General features: G+C 69.7%; 14 protein-coding genes and 1 pseudogene. All 15 read left to right on the plus strand.

The genetic code is table 11. The features are described 5' to 3' along the window. The first annotated feature begins 15 nt into the window (after positions 1-15). The 15 genes and pseudogenes from GV015_RS13120 (at position 16) to pyrF (ending at position 14,649) form a co-directional block, all read left to right on the plus strand. Complete coding sequence (locus GV015_RS13120; protein WP_159878791.1) at positions 16-915, plus strand: shikimate dehydrogenase; 900 nt, start codon at positions 16-18, stop codon at positions 913-915. 94 nt (positions 916-1,009) lie between these two features. Then, a complete protein-coding gene (gene aroC / locus GV015_RS13125) occupies positions 1,010-2,224 on the plus strand; it encodes a chorismate synthase (protein WP_159878793.1) in 1,215 nt (404 codons plus the stop codon). Further along, the gene (locus GV015_RS13130; RefSeq protein WP_079705925.1) at positions 2,217-2,735 is read left to right on the plus strand and encodes a shikimate kinase; all 519 of its coding nucleotides are present in this window, start codon (positions 2,217-2,219) and stop codon (positions 2,733-2,735) included. The genes aroC and GV015_RS13130 overlap by 8 nt, the downstream gene beginning before the upstream one ends. Then, a complete protein-coding gene (aroB, locus tag GV015_RS13135) occupies positions 2,732-3,829 on the plus strand; it encodes a 3-dehydroquinate synthase (RefSeq protein WP_079705926.1) in 1,098 nt (365 codons plus the stop codon). Before GV015_RS13130 ends, aroB begins: the two co-directional genes overlap by 4 nt. A 52-nt stretch (positions 3,830-3,881) precedes the next feature. Next, complete coding sequence (locus tag GV015_RS13140) at positions 3,882-4,325, plus strand: type II 3-dehydroquinate dehydratase (RefSeq protein WP_159878795.1); 444 nt, start codon at positions 3,882-3,884, stop codon at positions 4,323-4,325. 116 nt (positions 4,326-4,441) lie between these two features. After that, positions 4,442-5,005 carry an elongation factor P gene (efp, locus tag GV015_RS13145; RefSeq protein ID WP_056005785.1) on the plus strand — a complete coding sequence of 188 codons (564 nt, stop codon included), beginning with the start codon at positions 4,442-4,444 and terminating at the stop codon, positions 5,003-5,005. Further along, positions 5,002-5,418, plus strand: a complete 417-nt coding sequence (gene nusB / locus GV015_RS13150; RefSeq protein WP_064293834.1) for a transcription antitermination factor NusB — start codon at positions 5,002-5,004, stop codon at positions 5,416-5,418. Before efp ends, nusB begins: the two co-directional genes overlap by 4 nt. A gap of 2 nt (positions 5,419-5,420) precedes the next feature. Continuing rightward, the gene (locus GV015_RS13155; protein WP_159880285.1) at positions 5,421-5,831 is read left to right on the plus strand and encodes a VOC family protein; all 411 of its coding nucleotides are present in this window, start codon (positions 5,421-5,423) and stop codon (positions 5,829-5,831) included. Positions 5,832-5,899: 68 nt separating this feature from the next. Next, positions 5,900-6,445: pseudogene (pyrR, locus tag GV015_RS13160) on the plus strand (bifunctional pyr operon transcriptional regulator/uracil phosphoribosyltransferase PyrR); the annotation flags it as partial. Then, on the plus strand, positions 6,442-7,401 hold the full coding sequence (locus GV015_RS13165) for an aspartate carbamoyltransferase catalytic subunit (RefSeq protein WP_071260160.1): 960 nt from the start codon (positions 6,442-6,444) through the stop codon (positions 7,399-7,401). The pseudogene pyrR and the gene GV015_RS13165, both read left to right, overlap by 4 nt. Next, on the plus strand, positions 7,394-8,761 hold the full coding sequence (locus GV015_RS13170) for a dihydroorotase (RefSeq protein WP_191941107.1): 1,368 nt from the start codon (positions 7,394-7,396) through the stop codon (positions 8,759-8,761). The genes GV015_RS13165 and GV015_RS13170 overlap by 8 nt, the downstream gene beginning before the upstream one ends. Next, complete coding sequence (locus GV015_RS13175; protein WP_124769343.1) at positions 8,761-9,348, plus strand: hypothetical protein; 588 nt, start codon at positions 8,761-8,763, stop codon at positions 9,346-9,348. Before GV015_RS13170 ends, GV015_RS13175 begins: the two co-directional genes overlap by 1 nt. A 2-nt stretch (positions 9,349-9,350) precedes the next feature. Next, on the plus strand, positions 9,351-10,517 hold the full coding sequence (gene carA, locus GV015_RS13180; RefSeq protein ID WP_085510883.1) for a glutamine-hydrolyzing carbamoyl-phosphate synthase small subunit: 1,167 nt from the start codon (positions 9,351-9,353) through the stop codon (positions 10,515-10,517). Beyond that, on the plus strand, positions 10,517-13,807 hold the full coding sequence (gene carB, locus GV015_RS13185) for a carbamoyl-phosphate synthase large subunit (RefSeq protein ID WP_159878797.1): 3,291 nt from the start codon (positions 10,517-10,519) through the stop codon (positions 13,805-13,807). Before carA ends, carB begins: the two co-directional genes overlap by 1 nt. Then, on the plus strand, positions 13,804-14,649 hold the full coding sequence (gene pyrF / locus GV015_RS13190) for an orotidine-5'-phosphate decarboxylase (RefSeq protein ID WP_201299391.1): 846 nt from the start codon (positions 13,804-13,806) through the stop codon (positions 14,647-14,649). The genes carB and pyrF overlap by 4 nt, the downstream gene beginning before the upstream one ends. Positions 14,650-14,660 lie beyond the last annotated feature (11 nt).

Below are 14,660 nucleotides of genomic sequence, written 5' to 3' on the forward strand. Positions count from 1 at the left end.
GGGAGCGTGGCGCGCATGAGTGGAACAGGGCCGGGTCACGGCGAGGACGGGCAGCCGCGGCTCGCCGTGCTCGGCGCGCCCATCGCCCACTCCAAGTCCCCGGCACTGCACGAGGCCGCCTACCGGGTGCTGGGGCTCGACTGGGACTACGGTCGCCACGAACTCGAGGCGGCCGGCCTCTCGGCCTTCCTCGACGACCTCGGCTCGGACTGGCGGGGGCTCTCGCTGACCATGCCCCTGAAGCATCGCGCGCTCGAGCTGGCCGACGTGGCCGACCGCGCCGCAACCGAGACCGGGGCGGTCAACACGCTGCGTCTCCGCCGAGCCGAGGACGGATCCCGTCGGATCGAGGGGTTCAACACCGACGTCGGCGGCATCGTCCGCGCGATCGGGGCGGCCGGAGTCGACACGATCGCGTCCGCGGTCGTCCTGGGCGGGGGAGCGACGGCCTCGTCGGCGATCATGGCGGCGGCTGACCTCGGTGCCGAGCACGTCCACGTGTCGCTCCGACGACCGGCCCAGGCGCGACCACTCGAGGACCTCGCCGGCCGGCTGGGGCTGCGGTTCACCTCAGGGCCGCTCGACGGTGAGACGCCTGACGCACCACTCGTGATCAGCACCCTTCCCGGCGGCGCCCTCACCGAACCGGGTCCGGTCCTGTCCCATGCTCCAGGCGCGCTCCTCCTCGACGTCGCGTACGACCCGTGGCCGAGTGTGCTCGCGGAGGCGTGGTCGCAGGCCGGCGGGTCGGTCCTCAGCGGGCTGTCGATGCTCGTGCACCAGGCGTTGCTCCAGGTCCGGATCTTCGTCCTCGGCGATCCGCTCCTGCCACTCGAGGACGAGACGACGGTGCTCCGGGCGATGCTCGACACGGTCCACCTCGATCACACCGGGGCGCCGGTCGCCTCGCACTGACCGCTCCAGACGCATCCGTCGCCCACCTGCACGCCCGCCGGGCCGTCGACCGAAGGCGCACGGTCGCGTCCCGGCTCTATGGAAGGATAGGACCATGCTTCGTTGGCTCACTGCCGGAGAGTCTCACGGCCCGGAACTCATCGCCGTCCTCGAGGGACTCCCGTCCGGCGTCCCCATCTCCATGGACGGCGTCCGCGCCGACCTCGCCCGACGGAAGCTCGGCTACGGCCGAGGATCCCGCATGAAGTTCGAGGAGGACGAGCTCAACCTGTCGGGCGGCGTCCGCCACGGCTTCTCCATGGGCAGCCCGATCGCGATCCGCATCGGCAACACCGAGTGGCCGAAGTGGGCCGAGGTCATGAGCCCCGAGCCGACCGAGATCTCCGACAAGTCGCGTGGCCGCAGCGCCGCGCTCACCCGTCCGCGTCCCGGTCACGCCGACCTGACGGGCATGCAGAAGTACGGTTTCGACGAGGCGCGTCCCGTGCTCGAACGCGCCAGCGCACGCGAGACCGCAGCGCGCGTCGCCCTCGGTGCCGTCGCGCGCTCCTTCCTCGGCGAGCTGGGCATCACCCTCGTCAGCCACACGCTGTCGATCGGCCCGGTGCGCGTTCCCGAAGACAGCCCACTGCCGGTCCCGGCCGACGTCGACGCACTCGACGCCGATCCGCTGCGCTGCTTCGACAAGGCGACCTCGGAGCGCATGGTCGCCGAGGTCGACGCGGCCAAGAAGGACGGCGACACCCTCGGCGGCATCGTCGAGGTCCTGGCCTACGGACTCCCACCGGGACTCGGCTCCTACGTCCACTGGGACCGCCGACTCGACGCACGGCTCGCAGCAGCGCTCATGGGCATCCAGGCCATCAAGGGTGTGGAGGTCGGCGACGGCTTCCTCACGACGACGCGTCGCGGTTCCGCGGCCCACGACGAGCTCGTCCAGGAGAGCGACGGCATCGCCCGACAGAGCGATCGCGCCGGCGGCACCGAGGGCGGCATGACCACCGGTACCGTCCTCCGCGTCCGCGCCGGTATGAAGCCGATCGCGACCGTCCCACACTCGCTCCGCACCGTCGACGTCGCGACGAGCGAGGCCGCCACCGCGCACCACCAGCGATCGGACGTCTGCGCGGTCCCGGCCTCCGGTGTCGTGGCCGAGGCGATGGTGGCCCTGGTCCTCGCCGAAGCGGTGCTCGAGAAGTTCGGTGGCGACTCCGTCCCCGAGACGAAGCGCAACCTCGACGGATACCTGGCAGCGATCCCGTCGAACCTGCGCACGCGAGGCGACCACGCCTCCCGCGCCGATGCCTGAGCAGGCCGCCGATCTCCGACTCCCCGTCGTCCTCATCGGACCGATGGGGTCGGGGAAGAGCCGGGTCGGCAAGCAGTTGGCGAAGCGCCTGGGCCTGCCGTTCGTCGACACCGACAGCGTCGTGTCCGGCGAGCACGGCGCGATCGCGCGCATCTTCGAGCAACACGGCGAGCCTCACTTCCGCGCCCTGGAGCGGGCGGCGGTCGCCGCCGCGCTCGAGCAGCCGGCGATCGTGTCGCTCGGCGGGGGAGCGGTCCTCGACGAGGACACGCAGCGTGAGCTCGCCGATGCACGCGTCGTGCTGCTGACGGTCACCGAGGAGGCCGTGCTGGCACGGGCCAACCTCGACAAGCGTCCACTGCTCCGCGACGACCCCGGCGCGTGGTCGCGCATCGCCGCCGCCCGGCGTCCCGTGTACGAACGACTCGCGGATGTCACCTTCGACACCTCGCACCGACCCATCTCAGGCATCGTCGACGAGCTCGTCGCCTGGGTGAAGGAGCCTGCATGAGCACCGAACCGACCACCCCGACCGAGCGGACCGTCATCGAGGTGACGGGATCCTCCCCGTACCCCATCACGATCGGGAGAGGGCTGGAGGACGTGCTCGTCGACGCCCTCGGGACCGGCGTGCAGCGGGTCCTCATCGTCCACCCGGCGACGCTGGGTGAGAAGGCGGCCAAGCTCCGCGAGACCCTGAGCGACCGGTACCAGGTACTGCTCGCCGAGGTGCCGGACGCCGAGGCCGGGAAACGGGTCGAGGTCGCCGCGTTCTGCTGGGGAGTCCTCGGGCAGGCCGACTTCACGCGCTCCGACGCGGTCATCGGGTTCGGCGGTGGCGCGGTCACCGACCTCGCCGGCTTCGTCGCCGCCACCTGGCTGCGAGGCGTCCGCCTCGTGCAGGTCCCCACGACGGTCCTCGGCATGGTCGACGCGGCCGTGGGCGGCAAGACGGGCATCAACACCGCGGAAGGCAAGAACCTCGTCGGCGCCTTCTACGCCCCGGCCGCCGTCGTCTGCGATCTCGACACGCTCGACACCCTCCCGAAGAACGAGATCCTCGCCGGGTTCGCCGAGGTGGCGAAGGCCGGGTTCATCCGCTACCCGGAGATCCTCGACCTCATCGAGGCCGACGTCGACGCCGCGACCGACCCCGACACGCCCGCCTTCCGCCGCTGCATCGAGCTCGCGATCCGGATGAAGGCCGACGTCGTCAGCGAGGACTTCACCGAACAGGGGCTCCGCGAGATCCTCAACTACGGGCACACGCTGGGGCACGCCATCGAGCACGCCGAGCGGTACCAGTGGCGACACGGTGCCGCGGTGGCGATCGGCATGATGTACGTCGCCGAGCTGTCCCGCCTCGCCGGCCGGCTGTCGGACGAGGTCGTCGACCGCCACCGTCGCGTCCTGGAGCTCCTCAGCCTGCCGATCGCCTATCCGGTGGGCCGCTGGAACACCCTGCTCGCGACGATGCAGCGCGACAAGAAGACGCGCGGTTCGATGTTGCGGTTCATCGTGCTCGACGACCTCGCCAAGCCGACCGTCCTCCAGGGGCCCGAGACCTCGCTGCTCTTCGCCGCCTACCAGGAGATCGGCTCCTGACCGACGCCGGCGCGCTCCGCGAGCGCTCGTCCCGAACGGATACCCTCGACTCATGACCACCGTGCTCGTCCTCAACGGACCGAACCTCGGACGCCTCGGCAGCCGTGAACCCGATGTCTACGGCTCGGCCGACCTCGATGCGCTGCGCACCGTGCTCGAGGCCGACGCGGGCGACGGGACGCGGATCGACCTGCGTCAGACGGACGACGAGGGCGAGCTGATCGGCTGGCTCCACGAGGCCGTCGACTCCCGCTCGTCCGTGATCCTGAACCCCGCGGCGTTCACCCATTACAGCTACGGGCTCCGCGACGCGGCGGCCATGGTCACGAAGGCGGGTCTCCTGCTCGTCGAGGTGCACCTCTCGAATCCGCACGCCCGAGAGGCGTTCCGGCACACGAGCGTGATCTCCGGTGTCGCGACCGGCGTGATCGCCGGTTTCGGCTTCGACTCGTACCGCCTCGCCCTCGACCTCGTGGTCCGCCGCAGCACCGAGTGAGGTGCGAGGCGCCCTGGTCCGCCACGCGCGCGTTGGTCACGGGTCCTCGCAGCGGTTACACTCGTTCGTTGGGTCGTATCCGGCCGCACACTTTCCACGAACGGACATTCTCGCGCATGGCTTCTACCGCTGACATCAAGAACGGCATCGTCCTGAACATCGACGGGCAGCTCTGGACGGTGATCGAGTTCCAGCACGTCAAGCCGGGCAAGGGTGGCGCGTTCGTCCGCACCAAGATGAAGAACATCATGACCGGCAAGGTCGTCGACAAGACGTACAACGCCGGTACGAAGATCGACGTCGAGAACGTCGACCGCCGCGACTTCACCTACCTGTACGCGGACGGCGACTCCTTCGTCTTCATGGACAAGAGCGACTACGACCAGATCACCATCCCCGCCGTCGTCGTCGGCGACACCAAGAACTTCCTCCTCGAGAACCAGGACGTCACGGTCGCGCTCAACAACGGCAACCCGCTGTACGTCGAACTCCCCGCGTCGGTCATCCTCGAGGTCACCTACACGGAACCCGGGCTCCAGGGCGACCGCTCGACCGGTGGCACGAAGCCGGCGACCGTCGAGACCGGCTACGAGATCCAGGTCCCGCTCTTCCTCGAGACCGGCACCAAGGTCAAGGTCGACACCCGCACGGGTGACTACCTCGGTCGCGTCAACGAGTGAGCGCTCGTACCAAGGCGCGCAAGCGCGCCCTCGATCTGCTGTACCAGGCCGACGTCCGTCAGCAGACCCTCGCTGAAGTCCTGTCCGCGGAAGCCTCTCGCGCCGTCAGCGAGCCCGACCGCCAGGCCTCGTGGTTGTACGCGAGAGAAATCGTCGACGGCGTCGGTGACCATGCCGAGGAGATCGACGAACAGATCGAGACGTACGCGCAGGGCTGGACGCTCGCGCGGATGCCCACGGTCGACCGGGCCATCCTGCGCATCGCGATCTGGGAGATCCTGTTCAACGACGAGGTGCCGCACGGCGTCGCCATCGACGAAGCGGTCGAGGCGGCCAAGACGCTGTCGACCGACGACTCGGCCGGCTTCATCAACGGCCTGCTCGGCAAGATCTCGCAGATCAACCCGCGGTGACGATGAGCGACGAGACCGGCCCGGCCCTGCCGCTGAAGCGCGTGCACCACATCGCGATCATCGCCAGCGACTACGAGGCCTCCAAGCGCTTCTACACCTCGGTGCTCGGCTGCGAGCTGCTCACCGAGGTGTACCGGGCCGAGCGCGACTCCTGGATGGGCGACCTCGCCCTGAACGGTGAGTACCTCATCGAGCTGTTCTCCTTCCCGGACCCGCCGGCGCGCGCATCCGGGCCCGAAGCGCTCGGACTGCGCCACCTCGCCTTCGCCGTCGACGACGTCGACGCCGGCCACGCCCGTCTGGTGGAGCTGGGTGTCCGCGTCGAAGACGTCCGGATCGACCCGCACACCTCGCGCAAGATGCTGTTCTTCTTCGATCCCGACGGCCTCCCGTTGGAGCTCTACGAGGCCTGATCCGACTGCTAGGCTCGGGTGTTGACCAAGACAACCTTTAAGACCGTCCAGAGAGGCGGAGAAGGGAGTCGGCGATGAGCGCACGTACCGTGCTGCACGAAGCTGACATCGCGCGGGCGTTGACTCGGATCTCCCACGAGATCCTCGAGTCCAACCGCGGAGCAGACGACCTCGTGATCCTCGGCATCCCGACGCGCGGGGTCATCCTCGCGAAGCGGATCGCCGCCACGATCTCCTCGATCTCGGGCGCGACCATCGTCTCGGGTGCACTCGACGTCACGATGTACCGCGACGACCTGGCGAAGCACCCGACCCGTGCACCGCAGCCCACGACGCTGCCGCCACAGGGGATCGACGGGCGCACGGTCGTCCTCGTCGACGACGTCCTGTACTCGGGACGCACGATCCGCGCCGCCCTCGACGCACTGACCGACCTGGGCCGCCCGCGCGTCGTGCGGCTCGCCGCGCTCGTCGACCGCGGCCACCGCGAGCTCCCGATCCGCCCCGACTTCGTGGGGAAGAACCTGCCCTCCTCGCAGGCGGAGCGCATCTTCGTCCGGCTCACGGAGTTCGACGGCGACGACTCGGTGACGATCGAGGGGAGCGGCGAATGAGGCACCTGCTGTCGACGAAGACCCTCACCCGCGACGAGGCGATCGAGATCCTCGACGTCGCGGAGGACATGGCCGAGACGCAGTTCCGTGAGGTCCGCAAGCTCCCGACCCTCCGTGGGAAGACGGTCGTCAACCTCTTCTTCGAGGACTCTACCCGCACGCGCATCTCGTTCGAGGCTGCCGCCAAACGGCTGTCCGCAGACGTCATCACCTTCAGCGCGAAGGGGTCGAGCGTCTCGAAGGGCGAGAGCCTGAAGGACACCGCACAGACCCTCGCCGCGATGCACGCCGACGCCGTCGTGATCCGACACTCCGCCTCCGGTGCGCCGCAGACCCTCGCCGACAGCGGCTGGATCGACGCCGGCATCCTGAACGCGGGGGACGGGACGCACGAGCACCCGACGCAGGCCCTCCTGGACGCGTTCACGATGCGCAAGCGCCTTCACGGCGAGCGTTCCCGCGGTCGCGCGCTCGACGGGGTGGCGGTGACGATCGTCGGCGACATCCTGCATTCCCGGGTCGCCCGATCGAACGTCTGGCTGCTCGACACGCTCGGCGCCGAGGTGACCCTCGTCGCCCCGCCGACACTGCTTCCGGTGGACCTCGGCCCCTGGCCGGCAACCGTCCGCTACGACCTGGACGACGCGATCGCCCAGCGTCCCGACGTGCTGATGATGCTCCGGATCCAGTCCGAACGCATGCACGCCGCCTTTTTCCCGAACAGCCGGGAGTATTCCAGGCGCTGGGGGCTCGACGACGAGCGGCTCGCCCGCCTCGATCCGGCTAGCATTGTCATGCACCCCGGGCCGATGAACCGCGGTCTGGAGATCTCGTCCGGGGCAGCCGACTCACCCCGGTCGACCGTCCTCGAACAGGTCGCCAACGGGGTGTCGGTCCGGATGGCCGCGTTGTACCTGCTGCTGTCCGGCGATCGAGAGGAATCCACCCGTGTCTGAGCCCACTTCGAACCACGACGTCACCCTGATCACCGGAGCGACGCTCGCCGACGGGACACGCACCGACCTCCTCCTGCGCGACGGACGGATCGCGGAACGCGGCTCCGGGCTGAGCGCCGTCGGCGCGACCGTCATCGACGCGGACGGCCTCCTCGCGCTGCCCGGGCTCGTCGACCTCCACACGCACCTCCGGGAACCCGGGTTCGAGCAGAGCGAGACGGTGCTCACCGGCACGCGTGCCGCAGCCGCCGGCGGCTTCACCGCGGTGTTCGCGATGGCCAACACCTCGCCGGTGGCCGACACGGCCGGGGTCGTCGAGCAGGAGCAGTCGCTCGGTGAGCGCGCCGGCTACGCCACGGTGCAGCCGATCGGTGCCGTGACGGTCGGACTCGCCGGAGAACGACTCGCCGAACTCGGCGCCATGGCCTCCTCACGCGCCAAGGTCCGGGTCTTCTCGGACGACGGCCTCTGCGTGTCAGACCCGCTGCTCATGCGTCGCGCGCTGGAGTACGTGAAGGCCTTCGACGGCGTGATCGCCCAGCACGCGCAGGAGCCCCGACTCACCGTCGGTGCGCAAATGAACGAGGGCGCACTCTCCGGCGAGCTCGGTCTCACCGGATGGCCGGCTGTCGCTGAGGAGTCGATCATCGCCCGCGACGTGCTCCTCGCCGAGCACGTGGGTTCCCGCCTCCACATCTGCCACGTCTCGACGGCCGGTTCCGTCGACGTCATCCGCTGGGCGAAGGCCCGGGGCATCCCCGTCACGGCCGAGGTCACGCCGCACCACCTGCTGCTCACGGAGGAGCTGGTGGCGAGCTACGACGCCCGGTACAAGGTGAACCCGCCCCTGCGACGGGCGGAGGACGTCCAGGCGCTGCGCGAGGCCCTCGCGGACGGCACGATCGACATCGTCGCGACGGACCACGCACCGCACCCGGTCGAGGCCAAGGACTGCGAGTGGGACGCCGCCGCGAACGGCATGGTGGGCCTCGAGTCCGCCCTCTCCGTCGTGCACGCGTCGATGGTCGCGACCGGGCTCCTGGACTGGAACGACGTCGCCCGGGTGCTCTCGGCGACGCCGGCGAGGATCGGACGGATCACCGGGCAGGGGGCTTCGATCGAGGCCGGTGCTCCGGCGGAGGTCGTGCTCTACGACACCGCCGCCACCCGTCCGTTCGGCACGGCCGACCTGGCCGGCAAGGGCGTGAACTCGCCCTACCTCGGCCTGGAGCTGCCCGGCCGCGTCGTCGCCACCTTCCACCGGGGCTACGCGACCGTCCTGGACGGCGCCGTGCTCCCGACGGAGCAGGTCGCGGCCGCAGCACGCCGTGCCGCGCGATCCGCGGAGGTCGAGCACTGATGGACGGGCGGATCCTCGCGGCCGTCCTCGTCGCCCTCGTCCTCCTCGGCATCCTCGCCCTCATGGCCTTCGCCTGGCGACGCCGCGTCGCGCGCGACGCCCAGGTCGGTCCCCTCGCGGAGCTCCCCGACCCGCGGCCGGTCCCGTCACTGACGGTCGAGGTCCTCTACGTCGCGACGTCGAAGCACGACCAGCCGCTCGAACGGCTGGCGTTGCAGGGACTGCGCTACCGATCCCGGGTCACGCTCGAACTCGGTGCCGCCGGAGTCGTCGTCGACGTCCCGGGGGAGCGGCCGACGTTCATCCCGGCGACGAGCATCGTCGGCGTCGACCAGACCAACCTCACGATCGACCGGGTCGTCGAGCCGGGCGGGCTCATCCGCCTGAGCTGGCGCCCCGTCCCGACGGTGATCGCGGACAGCACCTTCCGCGTCCTCGAGCAGGCGGACCGCGCCCGCATCATCGACACCGTCACGAGCCTCATCCCCGCCGCGGACGCCGGACTCCGGCCGACCGGCACCCCAGACACCGTCGCCGACATCACCTCGGCCGACGACTCCACCCCACCGCCTCACGAGAGGGCTTGACCATGACCTCCTTCACCCCACCCAGTCCAGCGGTACTCGTCCTCGAGGACGGCAACCGCTACGTCGGGCACGCCTACGGCGCGACCGGCCGCACGCTCGGCGAGGTCGTCTTCGCCACCGGCATGACCGGCTACCAGGAGACGCTGACCGACCCGTCCTACGCCGGACAGATCGTCTTGATGACCGCGCCGCACATCGGCAACACCGGCGTCAACCGCGAGGACATGGAGTCCGCCCGCGTCTGGGTCGCCGGATACGTGGTGCGTGACGCGTCGCGCGTCGTCTCGAACTTCCGAGCGGACCGCTCGCTCGACGACGAACTCGTCCAGGACGGCGTCGTGGGCATCAGCGGCATCGACACCCGCGCGGTGACCCGGCACATCCGTTCCGCCGGTTCCATGCGCGGCGGCGTGTTCTCCGGCGAGGACTTCGAGTTGTCCGGCGCCGAGCAGCTCAGTCTCGTCCGAGCCGGCGCGCAGATGGCCGGTCTGAACCTGTCGAGCCAGGTCTCCACGACCGAGCAGTACACCGTACCGGCGGTGGGCGAGCGCGTCGGTTCCGTCGCGGTCCTCGACCTCGGCGTCAAGACGTCGACGCTCAACCACCTCGCCGCTCGCGGCTTCGACGTCGTGGTGCTGCCGCAGTCGGTGACCTCGGCCGAGGTCCTCGCGCTCGAGCCGTCCGCCCTGTTCTTCTCCAACGGCCCCGGTGACCCGGCCGCGAGCGACGCGCACGTCGCCCTCCTGCAGGACGTGCTCCGCGCGGGCGTGCCGTACTTCGGCATCTGCTTCGGCAACCAGCTGCTCGGCCGCGCGCTCGGCTTCGAGACCTACAAGCTGCCGTTCGGTCACCGCGGGATCAACCAGCCGGTCCTCGACAAGGCGACCGGTCGGGTGGAGATCACCTCGCAGAACCACGGTTTCGCAGTCGACCTGCCGATCGAGGGCCGCCACGAGACGCCCGCCGGGTTCGGCCTTGCCGAAGTCAGCCACTACAGCCTGAACGACGAGGTCGTCGAGGGCATCAACTGCATCGACATCCCCGCGTTCTCGGTCCAGTACCACCCCGAGTCCGCCTCGGGTCCGCACGACGCGGTCTACCTGTTCGACCGGTTCCGCGACCTCGTGACCGGCCACGCCACCACTTCCAGCACCAAGGAGAACAACTAGTGCCCAAGCGCGACGACATCAACAGCGTCCTCGTCATCGGCTCCGGGCCGATCGTCATCGGGCAGGCCGCCGAGTTCGACTACTCGGGCACCCAGGCATGCCGCGTGCTGCGCGAGGAGGGCGTCCGCGTCATCCTCGTCAACTCGAACCCGGCGACCATCATGACCGACCCCGACTTCGCCGACGCGACCTACGTCGAGCCGATCACCTGGCAGGTCATCGAGACGATCATCGCGAAGGAGAAGCCCGACGCGATACTGCCGACCCTCGGCGGCCAGACGGCGTTGAACGCCGCGATCCAGCTGCACGAGCACGGCATCCTCGAGAAGTACGACGTCGAGCTCATCGGCGCGAACTTCGAGGCGATCAACAAGGGCGAGGACCGCCAGATCTTCAAGCAGCTCGTGCTCGACGCGGGCGCGGACGTGGCCCGCTCGTACATCGCCCACACGGTCGAGGAGGCCGTCGGCTACGCCGAGGACCTCGGCTACCCGCTGGTCGTGCGCCCCTCGTTCACCATGGGCGGCCTCGGCTCGGGCTTCGCGTACACCGAGACGGAGCTCCGCCGGATCGTCGGTGACGGCCTCCACCAGAGCCCGACCACCGAGGTGCTCCTCGAGGAGTCGATCCTCGGCTGGAAGGAGTACGAGCTCGAGCTCATGCGCGACACGGCCGACAACACCGTCGTCGTCTGCTCGATCGAGAACGTCGACCCGGTCGGCGTGCACACCGGGGACTCGATCACGGTGGCCCCCGCCCTGACGCTGACGGACCGCGAGTACCAGAAGCTCCGCGACATCGGTATCGACATCATCCGCGCGGTCGGCGTCGACACCGGCGGCTGCAACATCCAGTTCGCGGTCGACCCGGCCGACGGCCGCATCATCGTCATCGAGATGAACCCGCGTGTCTCGCGCTCGAGTGCCCTCGCCTCGAAGGCGACCGGCTTCCCGATCGCGAAGATCGCGGCGAAGCTGGCCATCGGGTACCGCCTCGACGAGATCCCGAACGACATCACGAAGGTCACGCCCGCGAGCTTCGAGCCGACGCTCGACTACGTCGTCGTCAAGGTGCCGCGCTTCGCGTTCGAGAAGTTCCCCGCCGCCGACCCGACGCTCACGACCACCATGAAGTCGGTGGGTGAGGCGATGGCCATCGGACGCAACTACGCCACCGCCCTGCAGAAGGCGCTGCGGTCGCTCGAGAAGCGCGGTTCCAGCTTCCACTGGGGCGACGAGTCCCGCAGCGTCGAGGAGCTGCTCGAGGTCATGAAGACCCCGACCGACGGCCGCATCGTCGTCGTGCAGCAGGCGCTCCGCAAGGGTGCCACCGCCGAGCAGGTCTTCGAGGCCACCAAGATCGACCCGTGGTTCATCGACCAGATCGTCCTGATCAACGACGTCGCCGACTGGATCGCCGCGGCGGAACGCCTCGACACCGAGGTGCTCCGTACCGCGAAGAACCACGGCTTCTCGGACGCGCAGATCGGTCAGCTGCGCGGGTTCGGCGAGCAGGAGGTGCGCGAGGTCCGCCACATCCTCGGTGTCCGCCCGGTCTACAAGACCGTCGACACGTGCGCCGGCGAATTCCCGGCGCTCACCCCGTACCACTACTCGAGCTACGACGCGGAGACCGAGGTGGTCGCCAGCGACCGCCGCAAGGTGGTCATCCTCGGGTCCGGCCCGAACCGCATCGGCCAGGGCATCGAGTTCGACTACTCCTGCGTGCACGCCTCCTTCGCGCTGCAGGCCGCCGGCTTCGAGACCATCATGATCAACTGCAACCCGGAGACCGTCTCGACGGACTACGACACGAGCGACCGCCTCTACTTCGAGCCGCTCACGCTCGAGGACGTCCTCGAGGTCATCCACGCCGAGAGCGAGTCGGGCGAACTCGTCGGTGTCGTCGTCCAGCTCGGCGGCCAGACGGCGCTCGGGCTCGCGAAGGGTCTGGAGGCCGCAGGCGTCCCGATCCTCGGCACCACGCCGACCGCCATCGACCTCGCCGAGGAGCGCGGCCAGTTCCAGGAGATCCTGGACGCCGCCGGCCTCGTCGCACCGAAGAACGGCACCGCGGTGGAGATCGAGGGTGCGCTGCGCGTCGCCGAGGAGATCGGCTACCCGGTCCTCGTCCGCCCGAGCTTCGTGCTCGGCGGACGCGGCATGGAGATCATCTACGACAGCGCCTCGCTCACGGACTACTTCGTGCGCATCGAGGACCAGGGCATCGTTGGCCCGGCCCAGCCGTTGCTCGTCGACCACTTCCTCGACGACGCGATCGAGATCGACGTCGACGCCCTGTTCGACGGCGAGGAGCTCTACATCGGTGGCGTCATGGAGCACATCGAGGAGGCCGGTATCCACTCGGGCGACTCGAGCTGCACCCTGCCGCCCGTCTCTCTCGGTCGCGCCGAGATCGACCGGGTGCGGAACGCGACGCTCGCGATCGCCCAGGGGATCGGCGTGCGTGGTCTGCTGAACGTCCAGTTCGCGATCGGCGCCGGCATCCTCTACGTCATCGAGGCGAACCCGCGTGCGTCCCGCACGGTGCCGTTCGTGTCGAAGGCGCTCGGCATCCCGCTGGCGAAGGCCGCATCACTCATCATGACCGGCGCGACGGTCGCCGAGCTCAAGGACTCCGGGCTCCTGCCCCCGGTCGACGGATCCCGGGTCCCGATCGACTCCCCGGTGTCGGTCAAGGAGGCCGTGCTGCCCTTCAAGCGCTTCCGCACGAAGGACGGCCAGATCGTCGACAGCGTGCTCGGCCCGGAGATGCGCTCCACCGGCGAGGTGATGGGCATCGACAAGGACTTCCCGCGCGCGTTCGCGAAGAGCCAGGAGGCGGCCTACGGCGGCCTGCCGTCGAGCGGAACGGTGTTCGTCTCGGTCTCCGACCGCGACAAGCGTTCGATCATCCTGCCGGTGCTGCGCCTCCAGCAGCTCGGGTTCGACATCCTCGCGACCGACGGCACGGCCGAGGTGCTGAACCGGAACGGCATCAGTGCCCGGACGGTGCGCAAGTACAGCGAGACCACGGCCGCGGGCGAGGACGACTCGATCGTCGACCTGATCAACCGCGACGAGGTCGACATGGTCATCAACACCCCGAGTGGCCGGTCGGCTCGCGCGGACGGCTACGAGATCCGCGCGGCCGCCGTCGCGGCCGACAAGCCGCTCTTCACGACGATCGCGCAGCTCACCGCCGCGGTCGGCTCCTTCGAGGCGCTCGGCGGGGGCTTCGAGGTCCGCTCGCTCCAGGAGTACGCACTCGATCGGGCTGCGCGCTCGTGACGGCTTCGTTCGGAACCCGACTGGACGAGGTCTTCGTCCGGTCGGGCCGACTCTGCGTCGGCATCGATCCGCACCGCTTCCTGCTCGAGGCGTGGGGACTGCCCGACACCGCCGCCGGCGCGGGGGCCTTCGGCCTCGCCGTCGTCGAAGCCGCAGCCGGTCGCGCCGGGATCGTCAAGCCGCAGGTGGCGTTCTTCGAACGGTTCGGGTCGGCCGGGTACATCGCCCTCGAAGGGGTCCTCGCCGCGGCACGCTACGCCGGGCTCCTCGTGATCGGCGACGCCAAGCGCGGTGAGATCGGGACGAGCATGGAGGGCTATGCCGAAGCGTGGCTGACCCCCGGTTCACCGCTGGAGGTCGACGCCCTCACCGTGAACCCCTATCTCGGCTTCGGCTCACTGCAGCCGGCACTCGAGCTCGCCGAGCAGCACGGCAAGGGCGTGTTCGTGCTGACGGCGACCTCGAACCCGGAGGGTCGCGACGTCCAGCTCGCCGAGGACAGGGCCGGCCTCACCGTCGCGGCGTCGATGCTCGACGAGATCGACCACTGGAACGCACGGCACCACCCCGGGGCGACCGGTTCGATCGGTGCGGTCATCGGAGCCACGCTCCGTCTCGAGGAGTTCGGCCTGACGGAGGTACCGCCGACGACCACGCTCCCGATCCTGGCACCCGGCTTCGGCCACCAGGGAGCTGCGGTCGCCGACCTCGGATCCATCTACGGCGACCTCGCACCGGGTGTCATCGTCTCCGAGTCCCGGAGCATCCTCGCCGCCGGACCCTCGGGGATCGCGGACGCCGTCGAACGTTCCGTCGCAGCCGTGAGGAGCGCCCGTGGTTGACCAGGAGCAGG

Source organism: Plantibacter sp. T3, from assembly GCF_902506515.1.
In the GTDB taxonomy this organism is placed as follows: Bacteria; Actinomycetota; Actinomycetes; order Actinomycetales; family Microbacteriaceae; genus Plantibacter; species Plantibacter auratus.

Coding starts and splice junctions, on each gene's coding strand:
- GV015_RS13120 (WP_159878791.1), top strand. CDS start 16: ATGAGTGGAACAGGGCCGGGTCACGGCGAGGACGGGCAGCCGCGGCTC.
- aroC (WP_159878793.1), top strand. CDS start 1,010: ATGCTTCGTTGGCTCACTGCCGGAGAGTCTCACGGCCCGGAACTCATC.
- GV015_RS13130 (WP_079705925.1), top strand. CDS start 2,217: ATGCCTGAGCAGGCCGCCGATCTCCGACTCCCCGTCGTCCTCATCGGA.
- aroB (WP_079705926.1), top strand. CDS start 2,732: ATGAGCACCGAACCGACCACCCCGACCGAGCGGACCGTCATCGAGGTG.
- GV015_RS13140 (WP_159878795.1), top strand. CDS start 3,882: ATGACCACCGTGCTCGTCCTCAACGGACCGAACCTCGGACGCCTCGGC.
- efp (WP_056005785.1), top strand. CDS start 4,442: ATGGCTTCTACCGCTGACATCAAGAACGGCATCGTCCTGAACATCGAC.
- GV015_RS13155 (WP_159880285.1), top strand. CDS start 5,421: ATGAGCGACGAGACCGGCCCGGCCCTGCCGCTGAAGCGCGTGCACCAC.
- GV015_RS13165 (WP_071260160.1), top strand. CDS start 6,442: ATGAGGCACCTGCTGTCGACGAAGACCCTCACCCGCGACGAGGCGATC.
- GV015_RS13175 (WP_124769343.1), top strand. CDS start 8,761: ATGGACGGGCGGATCCTCGCGGCCGTCCTCGTCGCCCTCGTCCTCCTC.
- carA (WP_085510883.1), top strand. CDS start 9,351: ATGACCTCCTTCACCCCACCCAGTCCAGCGGTACTCGTCCTCGAGGAC.